The sequence below is a fragment of the Sphingomonas trueperi genome (genome assembly GCF_011927635.1).
Taxonomy (GTDB): domain Bacteria; phylum Pseudomonadota; class Alphaproteobacteria; order Sphingomonadales; family Sphingomonadaceae; genus Sphingomonas; species Sphingomonas trueperi.
On sequence record NZ_JAATJB010000022.1, the window covers coordinates 26347 to 44711 of the forward strand.

Here is an 18365-nt window from a genome sequence, read left to right on the forward strand (position 1 = left end):
GTGTTACGAAGCCTGCCGAGCGCCCGATCTCCGCCCGCAGGTGCGTGGCCGGGCGGCCTCGATCCGAGCAGCGCCGCCGACGCTAAACATCTGTATGATGGCGCTGCTCCCCGGTGACAGGTGAAGCACGGACGAAGCGATGCTGCGTTCGGGAGAAGTCATGCTTGCCAGGGAAATGGTCGGATCGGAGGGGGGCAGCGCGGCCGTCACCGAGAGATGCGTCCCGGCCCGGAAAGCGGGCAATGTCCTGCGTTCCGGTTCGCGAGCGCCAATGCCATGAAGGGTATCGTGAGCATCATCGACGATGATCTCCAGCTGCGGCGCATGCTTGACAGCCTTTTGCGCGCCGAGGGCCATGTGGTGCGCCTGTACGGCAGTACAGCCGAGTACGCCGCGTATCCGCGAGCAGCGGCCCCCGCCTGCCTGCTGCTGGACATCCAGCTGTCCGGGGAGAATGGCCTGGATTTCCAGGAGGTGCTTTGCGCGCGCGGCGACAACACGCCCGTCGTGCTCATGACCGGCCATGGCGACATTCCCATGACCGTCCGGGCCATGCGCGCCGGCGCCATCGACTTTCTTCCCAAGCCGTTCGAGGCCGAGCAATTGCTGGCGGCGGTGGCGCGTGCGCTGGAGGTCGATCGCCGCCAGATGGCGGATGCGGCCGAAGTAGCCGAAATCGCAGTGCGCTACGGCCAGCTCAGCACGCGGGAGCGCGAGGTGATGGCGCTGGTCGTTGCCGGGCTGATGAACAAGCAGATCGCGGCGCGGCTCGGGATAAGCGAGGTCACGGTCAAGATCCACCGTGGCCAGGTCATGCGCAAGATGGCGGCGCCGTCCTTTGCCGATCTGGTCCGCATGGCCGAGCAACTCGGCGTCCGGGATCCCAACATCGGGCGGTACAGCGGCACCTAAGGTCCGCAAGATGCGGCGGAGGACGGCACGTCACGTCCTCCTCCGCCGGTGTCGGCCGACCGGGTTACTTCCGGATGAAGGCGAGCAGATCGAGGTTGATCACGTCGGCATGCGTCGTGAGCATGCCGTGCGGGAAGCTCTTGTAGATCTTGATCTCGCCATGCGGGAGGAGCTTGATCTGCAGCTCCGACGCATCGGTATAGGGCACGACCTGGTCATCATCGCCCTGTAGCACCAGGGTGGGCACGCGGATCGCCTTCAGGTCCGCCGTCTGGTCGGTCTCCGAAAAAGCCTTGATGCCTTCATACTGGGCGAAGGCACCCCCCATCATGCCCTGGCGCCACCAATTGTCGATCACCGCCTGCGAGACCTTCGCGCCCGGCCGGTTGAAGCCGTAGAACGGTCCGGACGCGACGGCGGTGTAGAACGCCGCCCGGTTCACGGCGAGCGCCGCGCGATAGCCGTCGAACACCGAAAGGGGCGTTCCGTCGGGATTGTTGGCGGTCTTCAGCATCAGCGGCGGTACCGAACTGACGAGCACGGCCTTGGCGACCCGTCCTTGCGGCTGGCCGAACTTGGCGACGTAGCGGGCGACTTCACCGCCGCCGGTGGAATGGCCGATATGCACGGCGTTGCGCAGATCAAGATGTTCGGCAACGGCAAAGGCGTCCGCGGCATAATGGTCCATGTCGTTGCCGGTCGACACTTGCGACGAGCGCCCGTGTCCGCGCCGATCGTGCGCAACGACGCGGTAGCCGTTGGCGAGGAAGAACAGCATCTGCGTGTCCCAGTCGTCCGCCGTCAGCGGCCAGCCATGATGGAACATGATCGGCTGCGCATCCCGCGGGCCCCAGTCCTTGTAGAAAATCTCGGTGCCGTCGCGTGTCTTCACATAGCCGCTGCTCATAGCATGTTCTCCGTTGGAAGCGTGTACAAGGGTCTGGGCGTGCAGGAGCGTCGCCTGCCCGCCGCAAACGGCCGCCGCGACGATGCTGCTTGCCTTCAGGACCTCACGCCGGTTCGGCTTCTTCGAGGGAAGGGTAAGGTTCATGACGATTTCCCGTTGGTTCGCAATGTTGCATCGTGGAGCGACGATGACGGCGAAAAGGTCGCCGACGAACGGAAGATGGGAGTCTTGCCGGGATTTATAATCATACTAATGGGTGGTGTTGTCGGCGCCGCGCATAGAGCGTTCAGGGTCTCTTGTTCGCTGGCATCCGTGCCGAAGCGCATGCCACGCGGAGCTTTGGATTATGCGCGCGGTGTCCCAGGGCCGGATTTAGAGCGTTTTCACCATGGGTGAAGACGCTCTAGATGTTTGTTTGCCGCATTTTCCGAGTCGTTGACCGTATACGGTCAACTTGAAAATGCTCTAGCTGCAGGAGGTGGAGCGGCAGGATGGCGATCGCCCGCTGATTACGGCGCTGATCGCGGTCGCGCGACGCCCAAGCGCGGAAGCGTTCGCCGTAAGGCCGTGTTGATCAGGCCCGCCAGGAACGCTGCGGCAACCACCGGGCTGTCCGCGCCGAACAGCCGCGCGAGTGCCGCGGCGGTCGTCGCTACGGCAATCACCGTCAGCCATGCCGGATGGTCGGGGCCGTCCCGCGCTGTTGCATCGCGCTTCCGGCCGGGCAGGCGGCCCGCCGAGGCGTTCACCAGTGTACGCGCCGTCTTCACAGTGCCACAGGCGTGGTAGACCGCCTTGGGCACGCGGTCGCCGCCGATGTTGAAATGGTGGGGCTAGCGCTCGGTCTGTTCGCCATACAGGTCGCTCTGGGAGATCCGGCCCTTGAACAGCAGATAGACCGCCAGCGTGTAGGCCAGGGTCAGCGGCAGGATCACCACGCCGGCGCCCCAGAACAGGAAGGCCTGCGAGCTACTCGGCGCCGCCGCCTGCGCAGCCGTGATCGCGTAGGGGATGATGTAGGGGTAGAAGGAGAGGGCCAGCGTCCCGAACGCCGAGGCGAACAGCAGCACTGCAGCCAGGAAGGGCAGCAACGGGCGGCGCAGCGCCGCGCCCGCCGCCAGCAGGATCGCGGCAATGCCGCCGATCGCCGGCACGATCAGCATCGCGGGATGCCCGGCCCAGCGCTCCAGTACCGGCAGGTCCAGCCGTACCGCCGCGACAAAGGCCGCCGCGAGGAAGGCCAGCACGCCGATCAGCAGCCGCGGCAACAGGCGGAAGGCGCGGCGCTGCACGCCCAGCCGGGTCTTGTAGGCGAGCCAGCCGGCGCCCATCAGCATGTAGCCGAGGCACAGCCCCGCCCCGCACAGCAGGGCAAAGGGGGAGAGCCAGCCGAACGCACCGCCGACATAGCGCCCGTCCACGATCGGCAGCCCCTCGACCAACGCGCCGACCGCCGCGCCCTGGATGAAGCTCGCCACCAGCGAGCCGCCGAAAAAGGCATGGGTCCAGACGCCGCGAAACCGGACGCTCTTGTCGCGATATTCGAACGAGACGCCGCGCAGGATCAGCGCCGCCAGCATCGCGAACAGCGGCAGGTACAGCGCCGAGAGCAAGGTGGCGTAGACCAGCGGGAACACGCCGAACAGCACCGTGCCGTTGACGACCAGCCAGGTCTCGTTGCCGTCCCACATCGGCGCCACCGCCGCGAGCATCGCCCGCCGCTCGCGCTCGCTGCCGGCCATCGGCAGCAACATGCCGACGCCCAGATCGAAGCCGTCCAGGGTGACGTAGAGGAAGATCGACAGCGCCAGCACGCCGAGCCAGAAGGTAAGCATCAGATCAGCTCCTCGACACGATGATCCTGCGGGGCGGGCGCCGTGCCGACCGGCACCGAGAGCGGCCGCTTGGGGTTGGTCTCGCCGAGCTGCGGCTCGGCTTCGCCCGCCGGGCCGCGCGCGATCAGTCGGGCGAGGACGAGCACGCCGAAGCCGAAGATCGCCGTGTAGACCAGCGCGAACATCACCAGCGTCGCCGCGACCATAGGGGTGGAGAGGAAGGGCGTCACCGCCTCCGCCGTGCGCAACTGGCCATAGACCGACCAGGGCTGGCGCCCGACCTCGGCGACGAACCAGCCGGTCACCGTGGCGATGAAGCCGAGCGGAAAGGACGCGGCCGTCGCCCAGAGCAGCCAGCGGCTGCGCTCCAGCCGGCGCCGCGCCATCAGCAGGCACCCGCCCCAAGCGATGCCCAGCATCAGCACGCCGCAGCCGACCATCACCCGGAAGGCGAAGAAGGGGATGGCGACCGGCGGGCGGTCCTGCCGCTTCCAGTCGGTCAGGCCCACTTCGCGCGAGGTGAGACTCATCGACCCGATCAGGCTGCCGGCATAGGGAATGCTGAGCGCGTAGCGGTTGCGCTCGGCCTTTTCGTCGGGCCAGGCGATCACCACTTCGGACGCGGGCTGCTCGTCGTGCCAGCGTGCCTCGATCGCGGCGAACTTGGCGGGCTGGCGATCATGGACATAGTCGCCGACGAGGTGGCCGATGCCCAGCTGCACCGGCACCAGCACCGCCGCAAGACCGAGGCCCATCCGCAGCATCACCCGCGCTTCCGGCAGGAACCGGCCCTGCAGGAGATGCCAGGCCCCGGGCGCGGCGACGCAGAAGGCGGTGGTGATATAGGCGGCGAGCAGCATGTGGGGGAAGCGCACCCACACCACCGGGCTGAACAGGATTTCGCGCCAGCTGGTCGGCAGGAACAGCCCGTCGGCCCCGCGGACGAAGCCGACCGGCGCTTGCATCCAGCTGTTGTTCACCATGATCCAGAAGGACGACATGGTGGTACCGAGCGCGACCATCAGGCAGGAGAAGAAATAGAGCCATCCGGGCACGCGTCCGCGGCCGAACAGCAGCACGCCGAAGAAGCTGCTCTCCAGCGCGAAGGCGGTGAAGCTCTCGTAGACGAGCAGCGGCCCCTGGATGGCGCCGGTCTGGCGCGACAGCTCGCTCCAGTTGGTGCCAAACTGGAAGGCCATGACGATGCCGGAGACGACGCCCAGCCCGAAGGCTACGGCGAAGATCGTGCGCCAAAAGCAGAACAGCCGCTGATAGACGGGGCGGCCGGTCGCAAGCGACATCCCCTCCAGCACGCACAGCCAGGCCGCGAGGCCGACCGTGAACGCGGGGAACAGGATATGAAACGAAATCGTCGCGGCAAATTGCAATCGCGAAAGGAATAATGCTGTCCACATCATGGGTTAGCCTTCCTCGGGGGTGCTTAGGATCGCGCACCTGGGCGCCCGGTGCGTCTGGGCTGCTTCGGACTATTGTTCAGAAGGCGCTGGACGGGATCGGCTTGGCTTGTTCTCGACGGCGAAACTCGGCCATGGACCCCGCGGGTTCCATCATATGTTCGTATGATATGCCCGTGCATTGGTTCGAGAACTTCAATGCGCCGGTCTGGTGTTTCCAGGGCCGGGGATCTGGTCGGCGCGCGTTCCGCCGTCTGGGTGCGGCGGCTTCGGGCGAGGAAGCCGCCGCATGTGCCTCATGCGTGACCTAGCCTGCCGAATCCGCGACTCAGACGGCGCAGCCGCAGGGAGATGCGGATGGAGGCCAATCCGCCGGCTACGAGGCTTACCGCGATCAGCAGGCTCAGGAGCGGAACCCCGAGCGTCTCCCATTCCCACGCAATGATCAGGGCGACCACCAGGTCGACCATCCCGGTGAGGAGGAGCGGGAAGCGTTCGGCAGGGGTGCGGAACGCCGTCGTCAGCTTCAGGATGCCGCCGATCGCCAGCCACAGCCCGAGTGCCCAAAGAAGGCTGAAGGCGCCCGCGAAGGGATCCAGAAGGGCCAGCAAGCCGGCGGCGATCGAGATGCCGCCGATGAAGAGATCGAGCGCGTGCCCCCTATGCCGTGCTGCGCCCAGGTTGTTGACCGTGGAGAGCACGCCAAAGGCGATCATCGTGCAGCCGAAATAGAGGCCGAGCGTAAAGGTACTCGCAAGCGGATACAACAGGGTCGTGACGCCGACGAGGATCAGCAATGCGCCTTGCAGGGAAGTGAGGTACCAGTAGTGCGCACTTCGGCGCACGAGCTTTATCTTGTCTTCTACCATTTGACTGACTCCCGGCGATGCAACTCAGGACCCGAAGGTGTAGGGGATCGACAGCTTGCCGATGCTTGCGCCACGTTCCGAATGGATCGCCGCATCGAAGTCGACGGTCTTCTTCGAAGACGGCACGTGCTGGAAATACAGCCAGCCCTCGAGCGAGCCACCCGGATCGAGAACCCGTGGAAGCCGGCTGGGGCCGTGTCGGCGGCGGCAGCCGGGTCGCCGGTGACGGCTTCGTCTATGGTGCCTCGCTTGGCTATGATCTGGCGCGCGGCAATCTGCGCGTGGGGCCGGAGGTCGAGATCGCCGACTCGACGCAGTCGGAATGTCGCCCGTATGCGACGGCGGGTGCCGGCGCCCGGCGGTGCGAGCGAGCCGACCGGGACCTCTATGTCGGCGGGCGCCTGGGCTATGTCTTGAACCCCAAGCTGCTGGTCTATGGCAAGTTCGGCTACAGCAACGCCCGCTTTTCCACGCGGCTGGAGCGCGCGTCCACCGGCAACGTCGACCGTGCGACCGACGGCGACGGCTATCGCCTGGGCGTCGGTGCCGAATATGCGATCACCCGCGCCGTCTACCTTTCGGGAGAATATCGCTACTCGCACTATTCGGCCGACGTGCACCGCAACCAGATCCTCGCGGGCGTGGGCCTGCGCTTCTGATGCCGACCTGGGGGGCGGGCTGCGCCGCAGCCGCCCCACGCTCCCCCGCTGATCGGAAATCGCTCCAGTGGAGCAACTGACGGAGTAAACCATGATTCGTACGATCCTCGCCGCTGCTGCGGCCACCCTCCTCGGCGTCGCCGGCCAGGCGAGCGCGCAGACGGTCCAGCAGGACCGCAGCTTCACCGATGCGAGCGGCTTCCGCGCCGTCGAGACGCCGGGGGGCTACGCGCCGGCAGCCCCCGCCATCGACGGTCCCGTGACGCCCGCCACGAAGGTCGACTTCGTGCCGCAGACTTTGACGCCCTCCGAAGCCTTTCCGCCGCCGGCGCCCCGAAAGACCTATCCGCCGTGCAGCAAGCAGCGTCGGGACGAGTGCCTGCAGCGCAAGTGATGCCGGCCCCCATGGATGCTTTTGAAGCGAAGGAAACGAAGATGAAAAGGTTCAGCGCAGCGCTTTGCCTTGCCGCGATCGCCGTCGGCGCGGTGCCGGCGCTTGCCCAGTCCATCTCTGCCAAGCAAGGCGTTATCACGACGACCCGTACCGAGGTTAAGGGCAAGCAGATCGACAAGATCACCTGCCGCGAATCCTCAGCCTGCAAACCCGCCTGCAGCCGCAGGTCCTCTCCTACACCGTTGGCTACAACAGGGCGAAGAAGCCGGAGGACATCATCTTCGATGTCGAGGACGTCGATCGCCTGACGCCCGTCGTCGTGCGGTCGTGCAAGACCCGTCCGGAAGAGACGCTGATGCAGCGCATTCGGGCCGTTTGGCACAGGCTCTGAAGCCTGACGCTTTCGGTAGCGTGCCGAAGAACGGCGGGAATGTCGGTGCTCCGGGATCGATGCTCGGGGCACCGCGCCGTCGCCAAGCTTGATCGACTGCGCGATGCAGCACCTCCCCGTCCGAGGTGGCAATTTGCCGCGCCATTTCCAACGCGAGGCGGTGATCGCCCCGCAGCGCAGGCGGACCATCGTCAGGGCCTCCAGGCTGCAACGAGGGGCAGAACGCGGGCTCCCGCCAGGTAGCCGTTCGGCCAGCGGCCGCGTCAGCCCCCCAGCATGCTCGTCAGCACCTGGGCCTGGACCTGCATGTCGGCGGCGGCTTCGGTTCGGGCGGCTTCGGCGGCGGCGGATTCGCGTTCGGCGTCGAGCACGGCGAGCATCGGTTGCGCGCCCGTCTGCGCCTCGAGGCGAACCCCGCGCAGCGCGGCGGCGGCGGCCGTGACGCGCTTGGTCGCGGCGTCATAGGTGGCGCGGGCGCTCCTCAGCGCTTCGTAGGCACCGATCGTCTGGCGCTCGACCATCGCGGCGGTGGCGCGTGTCTGCGCCTCGCGTTCGGCGCGATCGGCTTCCGCGCCCCGTTGCCGGGCGCTCGTCCGCCCGCCATCGAACAGCGTCCAGCGCGCGCGCAGGCCGATGCTGGCGGTGTCGGCCTTGTAGCCTGGGAAAAACTGGTCGCGCACGGTCGCGGCCTCGGCATAGGCGCCCACCACCGGCAGGCGTTCCGCCCGCGCGGCGCGGACGCCGGCGTCGGCCATCTCGGCCATCCGGCGGGCGGCGGCCAGCGCCGGGTTATGGGCCAGCGCCTGCTCGACGGCAGCGGCGCGCGCGAGGGCAGGGGGCGGCGGTGGCGCGAGGGTGGCATCCGGCTGGACCGGCATGCCGGTGAGCGACGCCAGCGTGGCGAGAGCAACCTGTTCCTGGCCGAGCGCCGCGGCACGCGCCGCTTCGGCCTCGGCGATGCGGGCTTCGGCCTGGGCGACCTCGGTGCTGGTGCCCGCGCCCGACTGGAATCGCAGCCCGGCCTGGCGGCGGATCTCCGCGAGCGTGGCGACCATCCGGCCATAGCTATTCGCATTCTCCCGCGCCGCAACGGCACCTGCATAGGCGCGGACCACCGCTACGCGCAGCTCCAGCGCCACGGCGTCGCTGCCCGCCTGGGCTGCCGCCAAGCCCGCGCGGGCCTGGGCGGTGGCGGCGGTGGTGCGTCCGCCGGTGAACAGCGGCAGCTCGGTGCCGAGCTGCGCCGAGCGCGGGTTCACATTGTCCGCGCGGAGGCCGAAAAAGCCCTGGGGATCGATCCGCCCGGCGGCGACCTGGCCCTGCAGCGTCACCACCGGCATCCGCTCGGCACGGGCCTGGTCGAGCCGGGCGCCGGCGCTTGCCTCGCGCGCCCGCGCGGCGGCGAGTTCCGGGGCATGGTCGAGCGCGGCGGCGATCACCGCGTCGAGCGACTGGGCCTGGGCGGGCAGCGCCGCACCCAGCGCAAGCCCCAGCAGCAGGGCGCCACGGCGGATCACCGGAACACCGTTCCCGGCCGCACGCCGAGCCCCTTGAATACCATCGCCGCCGGGCAGAAGCCGGTGAACGCGGCCTGGAGCATGTTCGCACCGGCGAACAGCGTCAGCGCGATCCACCAGGGATGCACGGTCAGCGACAGCGTGGCGCTGAGCAGCACGACACAGCCCGCAAAGGCGAGCACGGCAGAATCGAGGGTCATGGACGAGCTCCTGTTCCGAGGCGCAGTTTCTTCACACCGAGCACATGCAGGGCGAGGCTTTCGTAAAAGGGTTCGCTTTCCCCGCGGCGCACCTTGCGGAGGAAGTATTTCTCGAAGCCGATCTTGGCGAGGTGCACCCATTTGCCGTGCGCGGACCAGTTGGTGTTGCGCGGCGGGATCTGCGGCTTGGCGACGAAGGCGACGCCGCCATCGCCGAAATCGGCGAGGCAGATCGCGTTCCACGTCGCCTCGTGGCTGGGCTCCTCGCCGTCGTGGAGCTGCTTCAGGTTCTGGGCGATCGCCGTCACCATGCTTTCGATCATGAAGCCGGTCTTGGGCACGCCCACGGGCAGCGGCGTCGGCCCGGTCGGCGGGATGGCGATGCACACGCCGAGCGCGAAGATATTGGGATAGGCCGGGTTGCGCTGGTGCTTGTCGGTCAGGATGAAGCCGCGCGGGTTGCTGAGCCCGGCGATGCCCTGCACCGCATCGACGCCGCGAAAGGCCGGCAGCAGCATCGCCCAGCCGAAATCGAGATCATGCGCCTTCTTGAGCGAGCCGTCCTCGTTGACTTCCTCGGCATGAAGCACGCCGTCCTCGACGCCTTTCACGCGCGTGTTGGTGAGCCACTTGATGTGGCGGTTGCGCATCTCGCTTTCGAGCAGCGACTTGGTGTCGCCGACGCCGTCCAGGCCGAGATGGCCGATATAGGGTTCGGGGGTGACGAACGTCATCGGCACGCGGTCGCGGATGTTGCGGCGCTTGAGCTCGGTATCGAGCACCATCGCCATCTCATAGGCTGGGCCGTAGCAGGACGCGCCCTGCGCTGCGCCGACCACGATCGGCCGCGGATTGGCACAGAGTTCCTCGAAGGCATCGTGCGCGCGCTTGGCGTGATCGGTCTGGCAGACCGACTGGGTATGGCCGGCGGGACCGAAGCCTGGGATCTCGTCGAAGGCGAGTTCGGGCCCGGTGGCGATGACCAGATAGTCATAGCTGATCGAGCTGCCGTCGAGCAGTTCGACGCGGTTCTCCTCTGGATGGACCTTGGCGGCGCCGACGCCGGAATAGGCGATGCCGTGCCGGGCCATCGCCGGCGGCAGATGCACCCGGATCGCCTCGGGCTCGCGCCACCCAACGGCCACCCATGGGTTCGAGGGCACGAACCAGTAATCGTCGCCCTTGTTGAGGACCGTCACCTGCGCCTTGCCCTTGAGTGCGGCGCGGATCTCATAGGCGGCGATCGTGCCTCCCAGTCCCGCGCCGAGCACCACGATTTGTGAGTCGCCCATGGCCTGCTCTCCTACATTGTTCTTGACTAATATACGCAATATATCATATTAGCAAGTGCAAATGGAGGGTGCGATGTTTGGTTTCGGACGGAGGCGGGTGATGCGGGAAGTGAAGGCAGCGGAGCTGAAGGCGATGCTCGATGCCGAGTCGGCACTGGTGGTCGATGTGCGCGAGCCAGATGAATTCGCGGCTGGGCACGTCGCCGGCGCGGTCAACCTGCCGCTTTCACGATTCGATGCGGCGGCGCTGCCGCAGGCAGGCGAGAAGACGCTGGTGCTCCATTGCCTGGGCGGCAAGCGCTCGGCGATGGCACTCGATCGGTGCGCGGCGGCGCAGGCGGCAGTGGATACGCACCTTGCCGGCGGGGTGAATGCCTGGACCGCCGCGGGCTTTCCGCTGGTGCGGGGCGCCTGACGGTGCGCGCGCGTCTGCTCCCCTGGGCCTTGTCGGTCGCGGTGCCCCTGGCGGCCTGTGGCGGCGAGGCTTCGGCACCGCCGGCAGCGTCCGCCCGCTATGCCGGACCCATGGTGACGGTGGCGCGCGGGGCGGTGCCCGACTGGCGTTCGGTGAGCGCCAGCATCGGCACGATCCGGCAGGCGCAGGCGCTCGCGCGCATCCCTGGCATTCTCACCACGCTCCTCGTGCAGGAGGGCGACCGGGTCACCAAGGGGCAACTGCTTGGCCGCATCGTCGACAGCCAGCTCGGCCCGCAGAGCGGGGCCTATGCGGCGCAGGCGGCAGCGGCCGAGGCGCAAGCGGCCAATGCCCAGGCAGAGCTTTCGCGCACGCGCTTCCTCTATGACAATGGCGTCTACGCCAAGGCGCGGCTCGACCAGGCACAGGCGGGCGCCCGCGCCGCCGAGGCGCAGATCCGCGCGTCGCGGGCGCAGCAGGCGGCGGTGAACGCGGTGGCGGGGCAGGGCGCGATCGTCGCGCCCGCCAGCGGCCGGGTGCTGCTCGCGCCGATCCCGGCCGGATCGGCGGTGGCACCGGGTATGGTGATCGCCACGATCGCCGACGGCCAACCGCTGCTCCGGCTCGAGCTGCCCGAGAGCCTGGCGGCGACGGTGCGGCCGGGCGCAGCGGTGCTGGCGACGCTCGATGCAGCGCCCGTGCGGGGCAGCGTGACGAAGATCTATCCGGCGGTGCAGGGCGGGCAGGTGCTCGCCGATGTCGCGATGCCGGGCATCGACGACCGGCTGATCGGCCGCCGTGTCGCCGCCAAGGTAGCAGCGGGCAGCCGGCAGGCGCTGGTGGTGCCGCGCAAGGCGGTGACGACCCGGTTCGGCGTCGACAGCGTGACGCTGGTCGCTGCCGACGGCACCACCGCTACCGTGCCCGTGCAGACCGCGCCGGTGGCCGATCCGGCGCAGGTGGAAATCCTGTCGGGCGTCTATCCGGGCGACCGGCTGGCGATCGGGGGCGGCAAGTGAGCCTCGGGATTTCCGGCCGGCTCGCCCGTGCCTTTATCGGCTCGCCGCTGACGCCGCTGGCGCTGCTCGCGGCGATCCTGGTCGGCCTGATCGCAACGATGACGATCCCGCGCGAGGAAGAGCCGCAGATCAGCGTGCCGATGGTCGACATTCGCGTCGCCGCGCCGGGGCTTTCGGCGAGCGACGCGGTGGAGCTGGTCGGCAAGCCGCTGGAGACGATCGTCAAGTCGGTCGACGGCGTCGAGCATGTCTATACCCAGGCGGAATCGGGCGGGGTGCTGGTGACGGCGCGCTTCCTGGTCGGCTCGCGGCCCGAGGATGCGGCGACGCGGGTCGACGAGAAGATCAAGGCGAACATCGACCGAATCCCCGTCGGCATTCCGGCGCCGCAGGTGACGGTGCGCGGCATCAACGACGTGCCGATCGTGGTGCTGACGCTGACGCCCAAGGCGGGCGCGCCGGGCCAGTGGAACGACCAGACCCTGTACGAACTCGCCAGCCGCTTGCGGACCGAGATCGCCAAGGTCGACAATGTCGGCCTGACCTTCCTGGTCGGCGGCCAGCGCGAGGCCATCCGCATCGCCCCCGATCCCGCTCGGCTCGCGGCGCAGCAGGTGCCGCTGCAGAGCGTGATCGAGGCCGCCTCGCAGGCCAACCGCAGCTTCCCCGCCGGCAGCGTGCGGGAGGGCGGCCAGTCGGCCCAGCTGATCGCTGGGCGGACGCTGGCAACCGCCGATCAGGTCGGCGCGCTGGTGGTGCGCTCGGTAAGCGGCGCGCCGGTCTATCTGCGCGACGTGGCCAGCGTCACCCAGGCGCCGACCGAGGACCAGGCGCGCGCCTGGCGCTGGTGGCGAAATGGCGACGGCTGGGCGAATGCCCCCGCCGTCAGCCTCGCCATCGCCAAGCGAGCCGGTGCCAATGCCGTCACCGTATCCAGCGCGATCGTCCAGCGCGTCCATGCGCTGGAAGGCAGCCTGATCCCGAACACCGTGCAGGTGGCCGTCACCCGCAACTATGGCGAGACCGCCAACAGCAAGGCCAATGAACTGCTGTTCCACCTGGCGCTCGCCACCGGATCGATCGTGCTGCTGATCGGCTTCGCGATCGGCTGGCGCGAGGCGGGGGTGACCGCGATCGTCATTCCCACCACCATCCTGCTGACGATGTTCGCATCGAACCTGATGGGCTTCACGATCAACCGGGTGAGCCTGTTCGCGCTGATCTTCTCGATCGGCATCCTGGTCGACGATGCGATCGTGATGATCGAGAATATCGCGCGCCACTGGGCAATGGGCGACGGGCGCAGCCGGGTGGATGCGGCGGTGGACGCGGTGGCGGAGGTGGGCAATCCCACCATCGTCGCGACGCTGACCGTGGTGGCGGCGCTGCTGCCGATGCTGTTCGTCTCGGGGCTGATGGGGCCGTACATGGCGCCCATTCCGATCAACGCCTCGGCGGCGATGGTGTTTTCCTTCTTCGTTGCGGTGATCATCGCGCCGTGGCTGATGATCCGCTTCGCGCGCAAGACGCTGGCGGAGGGCGGCGGGCACCACGACGCGCAGGGCGGCAAGCTCGGCGCGCTCTACGGCCGCGTCGCCGCGCGGGTGATCCGCAGCCGGGCGAGCGCGCGCAATTTCCTGATCGCGGTCGGCGTGGCGACCCTGCTTGCCTGCTCGATGTTCTACTTCAAGGCGGTGACGGTGAAGCTGCTGCCCTTCGACAACAAGTCCGAAGTTCAGCTCGTCGTCGACATGCCCGAGGGCACCAGCCTGGAGGCGACCTCGCGCGTGCTGGAGCAGGCCGCGGCGATTGCCCGCACCGTGCCCGAGGTGACCGCGATGGAGGCCTATGCCGGCACCTCGGCGCCGTTCAACTTCAACGGGCTGGTCCGCCACTATTTCCTGCGCGCGAAGCCCTGGATGGGCGATGTGATGCTCACCCTCGCGCCCAAGGAGGACCGTGCCCGCGCCAGCCATGCCATTGCCGTGGCGCTGCGCGAGAAGCTCAAGGCGCTGGCGCTGCCTGCGGGGAGCTCGATCAAGGTGGTCGAGACCCCGCCGGGGCCGCCGGTGATGGCGACGCTGCTCGCCGAGATCTACGGGCCGGACGAAGCCACCCGCCGCGCGACGGCCTTGCAAGTGGAAAAGCTGTTCAACTCGGTGCCGTTCCTCGTCGATGTCGACAACAGCTTCGGCCAGCCTGCGCCCGAGTTGCGGTTGGTGTCCCAGCGCGACCGGCTCGACCATTATGGCCTGTCCGAGCGTCAGCTGTTCGACTCGATCGGCGCGCTGATGGGCGACATGGTGGCCGGCTACGCGCCGCAGGGCGACGGCCGCGATCCGCTGCCGATCCAGATCGGGCTCGATCAGGCGCAGCGCAGCTGGAGCCAGGCGCTTGCCGCGACGCCCGTTGCGGTGACGCAAGCCGCCGGACGCCCGCAGCTGCTGCCGCTCGGCGAACTGGTCGATGCGCGGATGGAGCAGGCCGAGCCCAATCTGTATCGCCGCGACGGTCGCGGCGCGACGATGGTCACCGCCGAGCTGGCGGGCCGCTACGAAGCGCCGATCTACGGCATGCTCGCGGTGGACGACGCCATCGCCCGGCACGACTGGGCCGCGCAGGGACTGCAGAAGCCCGAGATCCGCCTCAACGGCCAGCCCGAGGACGAAAGCCGTCCGTCGCTGCTGTGGGACGGCGAGTGGGAGATCACCTGGGTCACCTTCCGCGACATGGGCGCGGCGTTCATGGTGGCGCTGCTGGCGATCTATGTGCTGGTCGTCGCCCAGTTCGGCAACTTCAAGCTGCCGCTGGTGATCCTCACGCCGATCCCGCTGACCCTGGTGGGCATCGTCGCCGGGCACATGCTGTTCGGTGCGCCGTTCACCGCGACGTCGATGATCGGCTTTATCGCGCTGGCCGGCATCATCGTGCGGAACTCGATCCTGTTGGTCGATTTCATTCGCCATGCCCGGACCGAGGACAAGTCGCTGCGCGATACGCTGCTGGAGGCAGGGATGATCCGCTTCAAGCCGATCGTGCTGACCGCGGCGGCGGCGATGATCGGCGCGGCGGTGATCCTGACCGACCCGATCTTCCAGGGGCTTGCGATTTCGCTGCTGTTCGGCTTGGCATCGTCGACGCTGCTGACCGTCCTCGTCATCCCCGCCATCTATGTGGTGCTGCGCGAGGATGGTCGGCCCATAACGAAGGTGTCGCACGCATGAAGGATATGACGATCGAGCAGATGCGCGATCAGGCCGAGGGGCTTGCGCGCAATCTGCGCACGATGGCGAACCCGGCGCGGCTGGTGATGCTGTGCCGGATGTCCGAAGGCGAGGCCTCGGTCGGCGAACTGATCGAAGTGACCGGCCTAGCGCAGTCCGCGGTTTCGCAGCACCTCGCCTTGTTGCGCGAGGCCGGCGCGGTCTCGGTCCGGGCGGACCAGCAATCCCGGCTCTACTCGATCGCGGACCCGCAGGTCCGGCAAATCTTCGACGCGCTGTGCAGCGCCTGCCAGCCCACGCCCAAGTCCGAGGCGTAGCGCGCTCGGGCATTGCGGAGGCGTCCCTCGCTCGACGGTCATGTTGCGGGAGGCAGGGCGAGAGCGGGCCCGATCATCGGCATCTGCAACCCGGCTTGAATACCCTGGACGCGCAAGAGAGCAGCGCTGGCGGCCGAACGCGGCTCGCGCAGCTGCCGCTTGCGGCGGAATGTCATCGTCCACCAATGCGCGGAACCCGCCGGACAGCGAGGGCCGCGTTGCGTACCAGCCTGAGCGCCGGATAGCAAAACGACGCGAGCCAGCGATGCTGCATCAACCCGCTCCAGGGTGATTCCTCGATCAGTATCCCGACCAGGTTCATGGCGTCCGCACCGTGAAATGCCTTGCCCCGCCACAAGGCGAGCATACCTCGATCGAGATCGTAGCGCGACGCCGCTGGAAATCGTGTTCGATTTGCTGCTTCGCGCGCATCGTGCAACTCTACCGCGATCCCGCGTGCCGCAAGCGCGGCCATCGCGCAATAATGGGTGCAGAACGGGCATTCCCCGTCGTAGAGCAGGACGAGCGTTTCACATTGGGAAGCGTCGTTCATCGACCGTGATCCACAAGGCCTGGGCAAGCCCTCAAATTGCAAACGCTCCTCGTCCTGCACGAAGCGCAACGGCGGGGAATCGCGCGCCAATCCTCAGACCGTTCCAAGCAATGTCTCGATCCCGTCGAGCAGGCGCTCGCTTGGGCGCGACTCGAGATACGTGGTCAGGCAGACCGGCAAGGACAGGTAGCTCTTGCCGTCGCACCACATCAGGCCGAGGTCGCATAGCGCGGTGAGTTCGCGTGCGATTTCCTCCGGCGAATAATCCGGCAATTCTCGCTCGAGCATGTGCTGGGAGCGCCCCTTGTCGCATTCCGCGAGGATTTTGGCAGCCAGCCCCCGGATCGTTTGACCTGGCGCATGCGAGCGCCCCCGGCGGGAATCGAGAACCACGAAGCTGCTTTCATCCTTGAGATAGAATAGCGTGCTTTCCCGATGGGCGCTGCGCCATCGATCGATCTGCCGTTGCAACGTGCTGGTGTAGGTGTCGACGTGCCGGTCGAGGTCGTGCTCGGCCGCGAAGAAGAAGGCCAGGTTCGTCACGGCCTGTCTGGGCAAGCCCGCATAGACCTGGAAATAGCTGGGAAATGGGCGAAGGTGCCGAAAACCGAACGCCTCGGCGGCAGTGAAGTGGGGACTGTGCCGGTCGAGGCGCACGCGCGACCCGCGCGCAGGTGGTTCGAGGTGCCACAACAGAGGCATCAGTTCCGCCATTTTTTCGTAATCTTCGGGAGACTCGCCGGGGAAGCCCCACAGCACATTCCAGTCGACCCGCACGCCAAATTCCATGCACCACTTCAACAACTGCAGATTCTGGATGGCCGAGACGCCCTTTCGCATCAGACGTAGCACCGGATCGCTCAGGCTTTCGATACCGGGCTGGATGTGGCGGACGCCTGCATCGCGCAGGGCTCGGACCTCGTCCTTGCTCACATTGCTCTTGATCTCGAAAAAGAAGCTGGTGCCGCTGTCAGCCCGGGCCAGTTCGGGCAACAGCGTGCGATAATATTCGCGATCCATGATGTTGTCGACGAAGCAGATGTCGCAATCGGGATAGGCTCCGACGTAAAAGCGAATGTCGTTCAAGACGTTCGCGGGCGACTTGCTGCGGAAGGACATCGAAGCACCGTTAAGGCCGCAAAACGTGCAATGGTGTTTCACGCCCCACCAACACCCGCGCGAGGCCTCCATCGGGATTTCTACTTTCAGTTGCTTCGCGAGCGCGGGGTACCGAGCAAGGTCGGAGAAATAAGGCTTGAAATCAGGCCTCTGCTGTCCGCTCATGTCGCGAACGAGCCGGGCCTGAATGAACCTGGGGGCGCTCTCCGACCGCTCGACCAGCCCGACGAGCGCGGGATTGTCGGGCCAGGCAATCCCTTCGAGCAGGCCGGCCACGAGCGGAGTCACGATCAGATCGGCTTCGCCCGATACCACCAGGTCGATGAATGGAAACTGGCGGGAAAGTTCGGCGCCCATCTCGCCTTCGCAATTTGCGCCGCCCAGCAGAATGATGAGGTCGGGCGCCAAGGCGCGCAGGCGCCGGGCCAGGGCGATCGACGCCAGGTTCTGCTCGAATATGGAGGTCAGCCCCACCAGGCGCGGCTTCGCTGCGAGAATGTCGCGCGCCGCAAATTCGATGAACTCGCCCGCCTCGGAGGCCAGCCGCAAGATCTGCTCGATCATCTTCAGCCGCAACTCGCGCTCCAGGACGCGCGATGCAGAAGGCCCGGCCTCTTGCGTATCCCCGCCAGGCGAATCAAAGACCTGCTGCAGGTAGGCGGCCTGCTCCTCGGCGGAACGGGGATTCAGCGCGTGACTGAAGATCCACTCGCCGAGCAAGGATGTCGTGCTGGGGAACCCGCCGGCAATGCGCTCATATGCCACTTTGCCGATCCGAGCTGCGTAATCGACGGTGAAATGGCGGCATTGCGTCGTGATCCCGGCATCCTCAAGCCGGGCCTGGAGGATGCCGAGCGCCAGCGACGGACTGTGGAGCATGCCGAAAGGCATGCTGACGAGAAGTACGTCCGTCCGACTTCTGGAAGCTTCCGCCACAGCGTCGTCCTTCTTGCGGCGCGCCCGAACGGGCATTGCCAGCTTGACTATTTCACGAAGCGACCGGATTTATTTTCGGCGGTATAGTATCTGACTGGGCAATCGGCTGTCGAGCGATGATTTGACCGAGCGCCATCGCCGGCCCGGCAAGGGATGGAGCGCATCGGTTCATGACGGACATCGCCACGAGCCTCGATCAATATCTCGCTAGCCGCGAGACGCCGGATACTCGAACCGTGGCTGAGGTCTACGGGACGGAAAATTTCTGCCATTTGCTTCATGCCCTGATCCGGATGTGGACTGCCTGCGACGACTGGTCCGGTTGCATAGTTAGTTGATGCGCGCCTGTGATGCCAGCCTGGGCGGGAGGCGTAGCGTAGCGGAGCCGATC

General features: G+C 67.2%; 20 protein-coding genes. 10 read left to right on the forward strand and 10 right to left on the reverse strand.

Annotated features, from left to right (window positions below):
• The first annotated feature begins 288 nt into the window (after window positions 1-288).
• Complete coding sequence (locus GGR89_RS20620) at window positions 289-912, forward strand: response regulator transcription factor (protein ID WP_241217790.1); 624 nt, start codon at window positions 289-291, stop codon at window positions 910-912.
• Between the two features lie 64 nt (window positions 913-976).
• Here GGR89_RS20620 and GGR89_RS20625 read toward each other — a convergent pair whose 3' ends face one another.
• Window positions 977-1819 carry an alpha/beta fold hydrolase gene (locus GGR89_RS20625; RefSeq protein ID WP_126002020.1) on the reverse strand — a complete coding sequence of 281 codons (843 nt, stop codon included), beginning with the start codon at window positions 1817-1819 and terminating at the stop codon, window positions 977-979.
• Between the two features lie 21 nt (window positions 1820-1840).
• Here GGR89_RS20625 and GGR89_RS22110 point away from each other — a divergent pair, with 21 nt between their 5' ends.
• Window positions 1841-2215, forward strand: a complete 375-nt coding sequence (locus GGR89_RS22110; RefSeq protein ID WP_209092437.1) for a hypothetical protein — start codon at window positions 1841-1843, stop codon at window positions 2213-2215.
• A gap of 113 nt (window positions 2216-2328) precedes the next feature.
• Here the strand turns inward: GGR89_RS22110 and GGR89_RS20630 are convergent, their stop codons facing one another.
• From GGR89_RS20630 to GGR89_RS20645, 4 genes are all read right to left on the reverse strand, one after another.
• Window positions 2329-2568: a threonine/serine exporter family protein gene (locus tag GGR89_RS20630; protein WP_164542605.1), complete on the reverse strand. Its 240-nt coding sequence runs from the start codon at window positions 2566-2568 to the stop codon at window positions 2329-2331.
• 84 nt (window positions 2569-2652) lie between these two features.
• Complete coding sequence (gene cydB, locus GGR89_RS20635; protein WP_125972389.1) at window positions 2653-3654, reverse strand: cytochrome d ubiquinol oxidase subunit II; 1002 nt, start codon at window positions 3652-3654, stop codon at window positions 2653-2655.
• The gene (locus tag GGR89_RS20640; protein WP_125972391.1) at window positions 3654-5072 is read right to left on the reverse strand and encodes a cytochrome ubiquinol oxidase subunit I; all 1419 of its coding nucleotides are present in this window, start codon (window positions 5070-5072) and stop codon (window positions 3654-3656) included. The genes cydB and GGR89_RS20640 overlap by 1 nt, the downstream gene beginning before the upstream one ends.
• Window positions 5073-5365: 293 nt before the next feature.
• A complete protein-coding gene (locus GGR89_RS20645; RefSeq protein WP_125972393.1) occupies window positions 5366-5938 on the reverse strand; it encodes an HdeD family acid-resistance protein in 573 nt (190 codons plus the stop codon).
• Between the two features lie 176 nt (window positions 5939-6114).
• On the opposite strand from GGR89_RS20645, the gene GGR89_RS20650 reads away from it, so the two are divergent.
• From GGR89_RS20650 to GGR89_RS22930, 3 genes are all read left to right on the forward strand, one after another.
• Window positions 6115-6597, forward strand: coding sequence for an outer membrane protein (locus GGR89_RS20650; RefSeq protein WP_164542606.1), 483 nt, complete (start codon window positions 6115-6117; stop codon window positions 6595-6597).
• 91 nt (window positions 6598-6688) lie between these two features.
• Window positions 6689-6991, forward strand: a complete 303-nt coding sequence (locus tag GGR89_RS20655) for a hypothetical protein (protein ID WP_125972397.1) — start codon at window positions 6689-6691, stop codon at window positions 6989-6991.
• A gap of 214 nt (window positions 6992-7205) precedes the next feature.
• A complete protein-coding gene (locus GGR89_RS22930) occupies window positions 7206-7382 on the forward strand; it encodes an HdeA/HdeB family chaperone (RefSeq protein WP_425338783.1) in 177 nt (58 codons plus the stop codon).
• A gap of 263 nt (window positions 7383-7645) precedes the next feature.
• Here GGR89_RS22930 and GGR89_RS20665 read toward each other — a convergent pair whose 3' ends face one another.
• The 3 genes from GGR89_RS20665 to GGR89_RS20675 are packed head-to-tail and all read right to left on the reverse strand — an operon-like array spanning window position 7646 to window position 10391.
• Window positions 7646-8899, reverse strand: a complete 1254-nt coding sequence (locus GGR89_RS20665) for a TolC family protein (RefSeq protein ID WP_125972399.1) — start codon at window positions 8897-8899, stop codon at window positions 7646-7648.
• The gene (locus GGR89_RS20670; protein WP_125972401.1) at window positions 8896-9099 is read right to left on the reverse strand and encodes a YgaP family membrane protein; all 204 of its coding nucleotides are present in this window, start codon (window positions 9097-9099) and stop codon (window positions 8896-8898) included. The genes GGR89_RS20665 and GGR89_RS20670 overlap by 4 nt, the downstream gene beginning before the upstream one ends.
• Window positions 9096-10391 (reverse strand): NAD(P)/FAD-dependent oxidoreductase, encoded by a 1296-nt coding sequence (locus tag GGR89_RS20675; RefSeq protein WP_125972403.1) that lies wholly within the window; start codon window positions 10389-10391, stop codon window positions 9096-9098. The genes GGR89_RS20670 and GGR89_RS20675 overlap by 4 nt, the downstream gene beginning before the upstream one ends.
• Window positions 10392-10491: 100 nt before the next feature.
• On the opposite strand from GGR89_RS20675, the gene GGR89_RS20680 reads away from it, so the two are divergent.
• From GGR89_RS20680 to GGR89_RS20695, 4 genes are read left to right on the forward strand one after another with little or no spacing between them, the layout of a single operon-like run.
• Window positions 10492-10806, forward strand: coding sequence for a rhodanese-like domain-containing protein (locus tag GGR89_RS20680; RefSeq protein ID WP_342449855.1), 315 nt, complete (start codon window positions 10492-10494; stop codon window positions 10804-10806).
• A gap of 2 nt (window positions 10807-10808) precedes the next feature.
• Window positions 10809-11825: an efflux RND transporter periplasmic adaptor subunit gene (locus tag GGR89_RS20685; protein ID WP_342449856.1), complete on the forward strand. Its 1017-nt coding sequence runs from the start codon at window positions 10809-10811 to the stop codon at window positions 11823-11825.
• Window positions 11822-15049 carry an efflux RND transporter permease subunit gene (locus tag GGR89_RS20690; RefSeq protein WP_125972407.1) on the forward strand — a complete coding sequence of 1076 codons (3228 nt, stop codon included), beginning with the start codon at window positions 11822-11824 and terminating at the stop codon, window positions 15047-15049. Before GGR89_RS20685 ends, GGR89_RS20690 begins: the two co-directional genes overlap by 4 nt.
• Window positions 15046-15366: an ArsR/SmtB family transcription factor gene (locus tag GGR89_RS20695; protein ID WP_125972409.1), complete on the forward strand. Its 321-nt coding sequence runs from the start codon at window positions 15046-15048 to the stop codon at window positions 15364-15366. The genes GGR89_RS20690 and GGR89_RS20695 overlap by 4 nt, the downstream gene beginning before the upstream one ends.
• A 172-nt stretch (window positions 15367-15538) precedes the next feature.
• Here GGR89_RS20695 and GGR89_RS20700 read toward each other — a convergent pair whose 3' ends face one another.
• Window positions 15539-15919 (reverse strand): DCC1-like thiol-disulfide oxidoreductase family protein, encoded by a 381-nt coding sequence (locus GGR89_RS20700; protein ID WP_125972411.1) that lies wholly within the window; start codon window positions 15917-15919, stop codon window positions 15539-15541.
• A gap of 93 nt (window positions 15920-16012) precedes the next feature.
• The gene (locus GGR89_RS20705) at window positions 16013-18010 is read right to left on the reverse strand and encodes a RiPP maturation radical SAM C-methyltransferase (RefSeq protein ID WP_125972413.1); all 1998 of its coding nucleotides are present in this window, start codon (window positions 18008-18010) and stop codon (window positions 16013-16015) included.
• A 134-nt stretch (window positions 18011-18144) separates the two neighbouring features.
• On the opposite strand from GGR89_RS20705, the gene GGR89_RS20710 reads away from it, so the two are divergent.
• Window positions 18145-18312 (forward strand): hypothetical protein, encoded by a 168-nt coding sequence (locus tag GGR89_RS20710; protein ID WP_167713069.1) that lies wholly within the window; start codon window positions 18145-18147, stop codon window positions 18310-18312.
• Window positions 18313-18365 lie beyond the last annotated feature (53 nt).

What these genes read in the sequence shown, in the direction of transcription:
- GGR89_RS20680 (WP_342449855.1), top strand. Translation starts at nt 10,492, where the DNA reads ATGCGGGAAGTGAAGGCAGCGGAGCTGAAGGCGATGCTCGATGCCGAG.
- GGR89_RS20710 (WP_167713069.1), top strand. Translation starts at nt 18,145, where the DNA reads ATGACGGACATCGCCACGAGCCTCGATCAATATCTCGCTAGCCGCGAG.
- GGR89_RS20645 (WP_125972393.1), bottom strand. Translation starts at nt 5,938, where the DNA reads ATGGTAGAAGACAAGATAAAGCTCGTGCGCCGAAGTGCGCACTACTGG.
- GGR89_RS20640 (WP_125972391.1), bottom strand. Translation starts at nt 5,072, where the DNA reads ATGATGTGGACAGCATTATTCCTTTCGCGATTGCAATTTGCCGCGACG.
- GGR89_RS20675 (WP_125972403.1), bottom strand. Translation starts at nt 10,391, where the DNA reads ATGGGCGACTCACAAATCGTGGTGCTCGGCGCGGGACTGGGAGGCACG.
- GGR89_RS20625 (WP_126002020.1), bottom strand. Translation starts at nt 1,819, where the DNA reads ATGAGCAGCGGCTATGTGAAGACACGCGACGGCACCGAGATTTTCTAC.
- cydB (WP_125972389.1), bottom strand. Translation starts at nt 3,654, where the DNA reads ATGCTTACCTTCTGGCTCGGCGTGCTGGCGCTGTCGATCTTCCTCTAC.
- GGR89_RS20705 (WP_125972413.1), bottom strand. Translation starts at nt 18,010, where the DNA reads ATGCCCGTTCGGGCGCGCCGCAAGAAGGACGACGCTGTGGCGGAAGCT.
- GGR89_RS20670 (WP_125972401.1), bottom strand. Translation starts at nt 9,099, where the DNA reads ATGACCCTCGATTCTGCCGTGCTCGCCTTTGCGGGCTGTGTCGTGCTG.
- GGR89_RS20700 (WP_125972411.1), bottom strand. Translation starts at nt 15,919, where the DNA reads ATGAACGACGCTTCCCAATGTGAAACGCTCGTCCTGCTCTACGACGGG.
- GGR89_RS20655 (WP_125972397.1), top strand. Translation starts at nt 6,689, where the DNA reads ATGATTCGTACGATCCTCGCCGCTGCTGCGGCCACCCTCCTCGGCGTC.
- GGR89_RS20695 (WP_125972409.1), top strand. Translation starts at nt 15,046, where the DNA reads ATGAAGGATATGACGATCGAGCAGATGCGCGATCAGGCCGAGGGGCTT.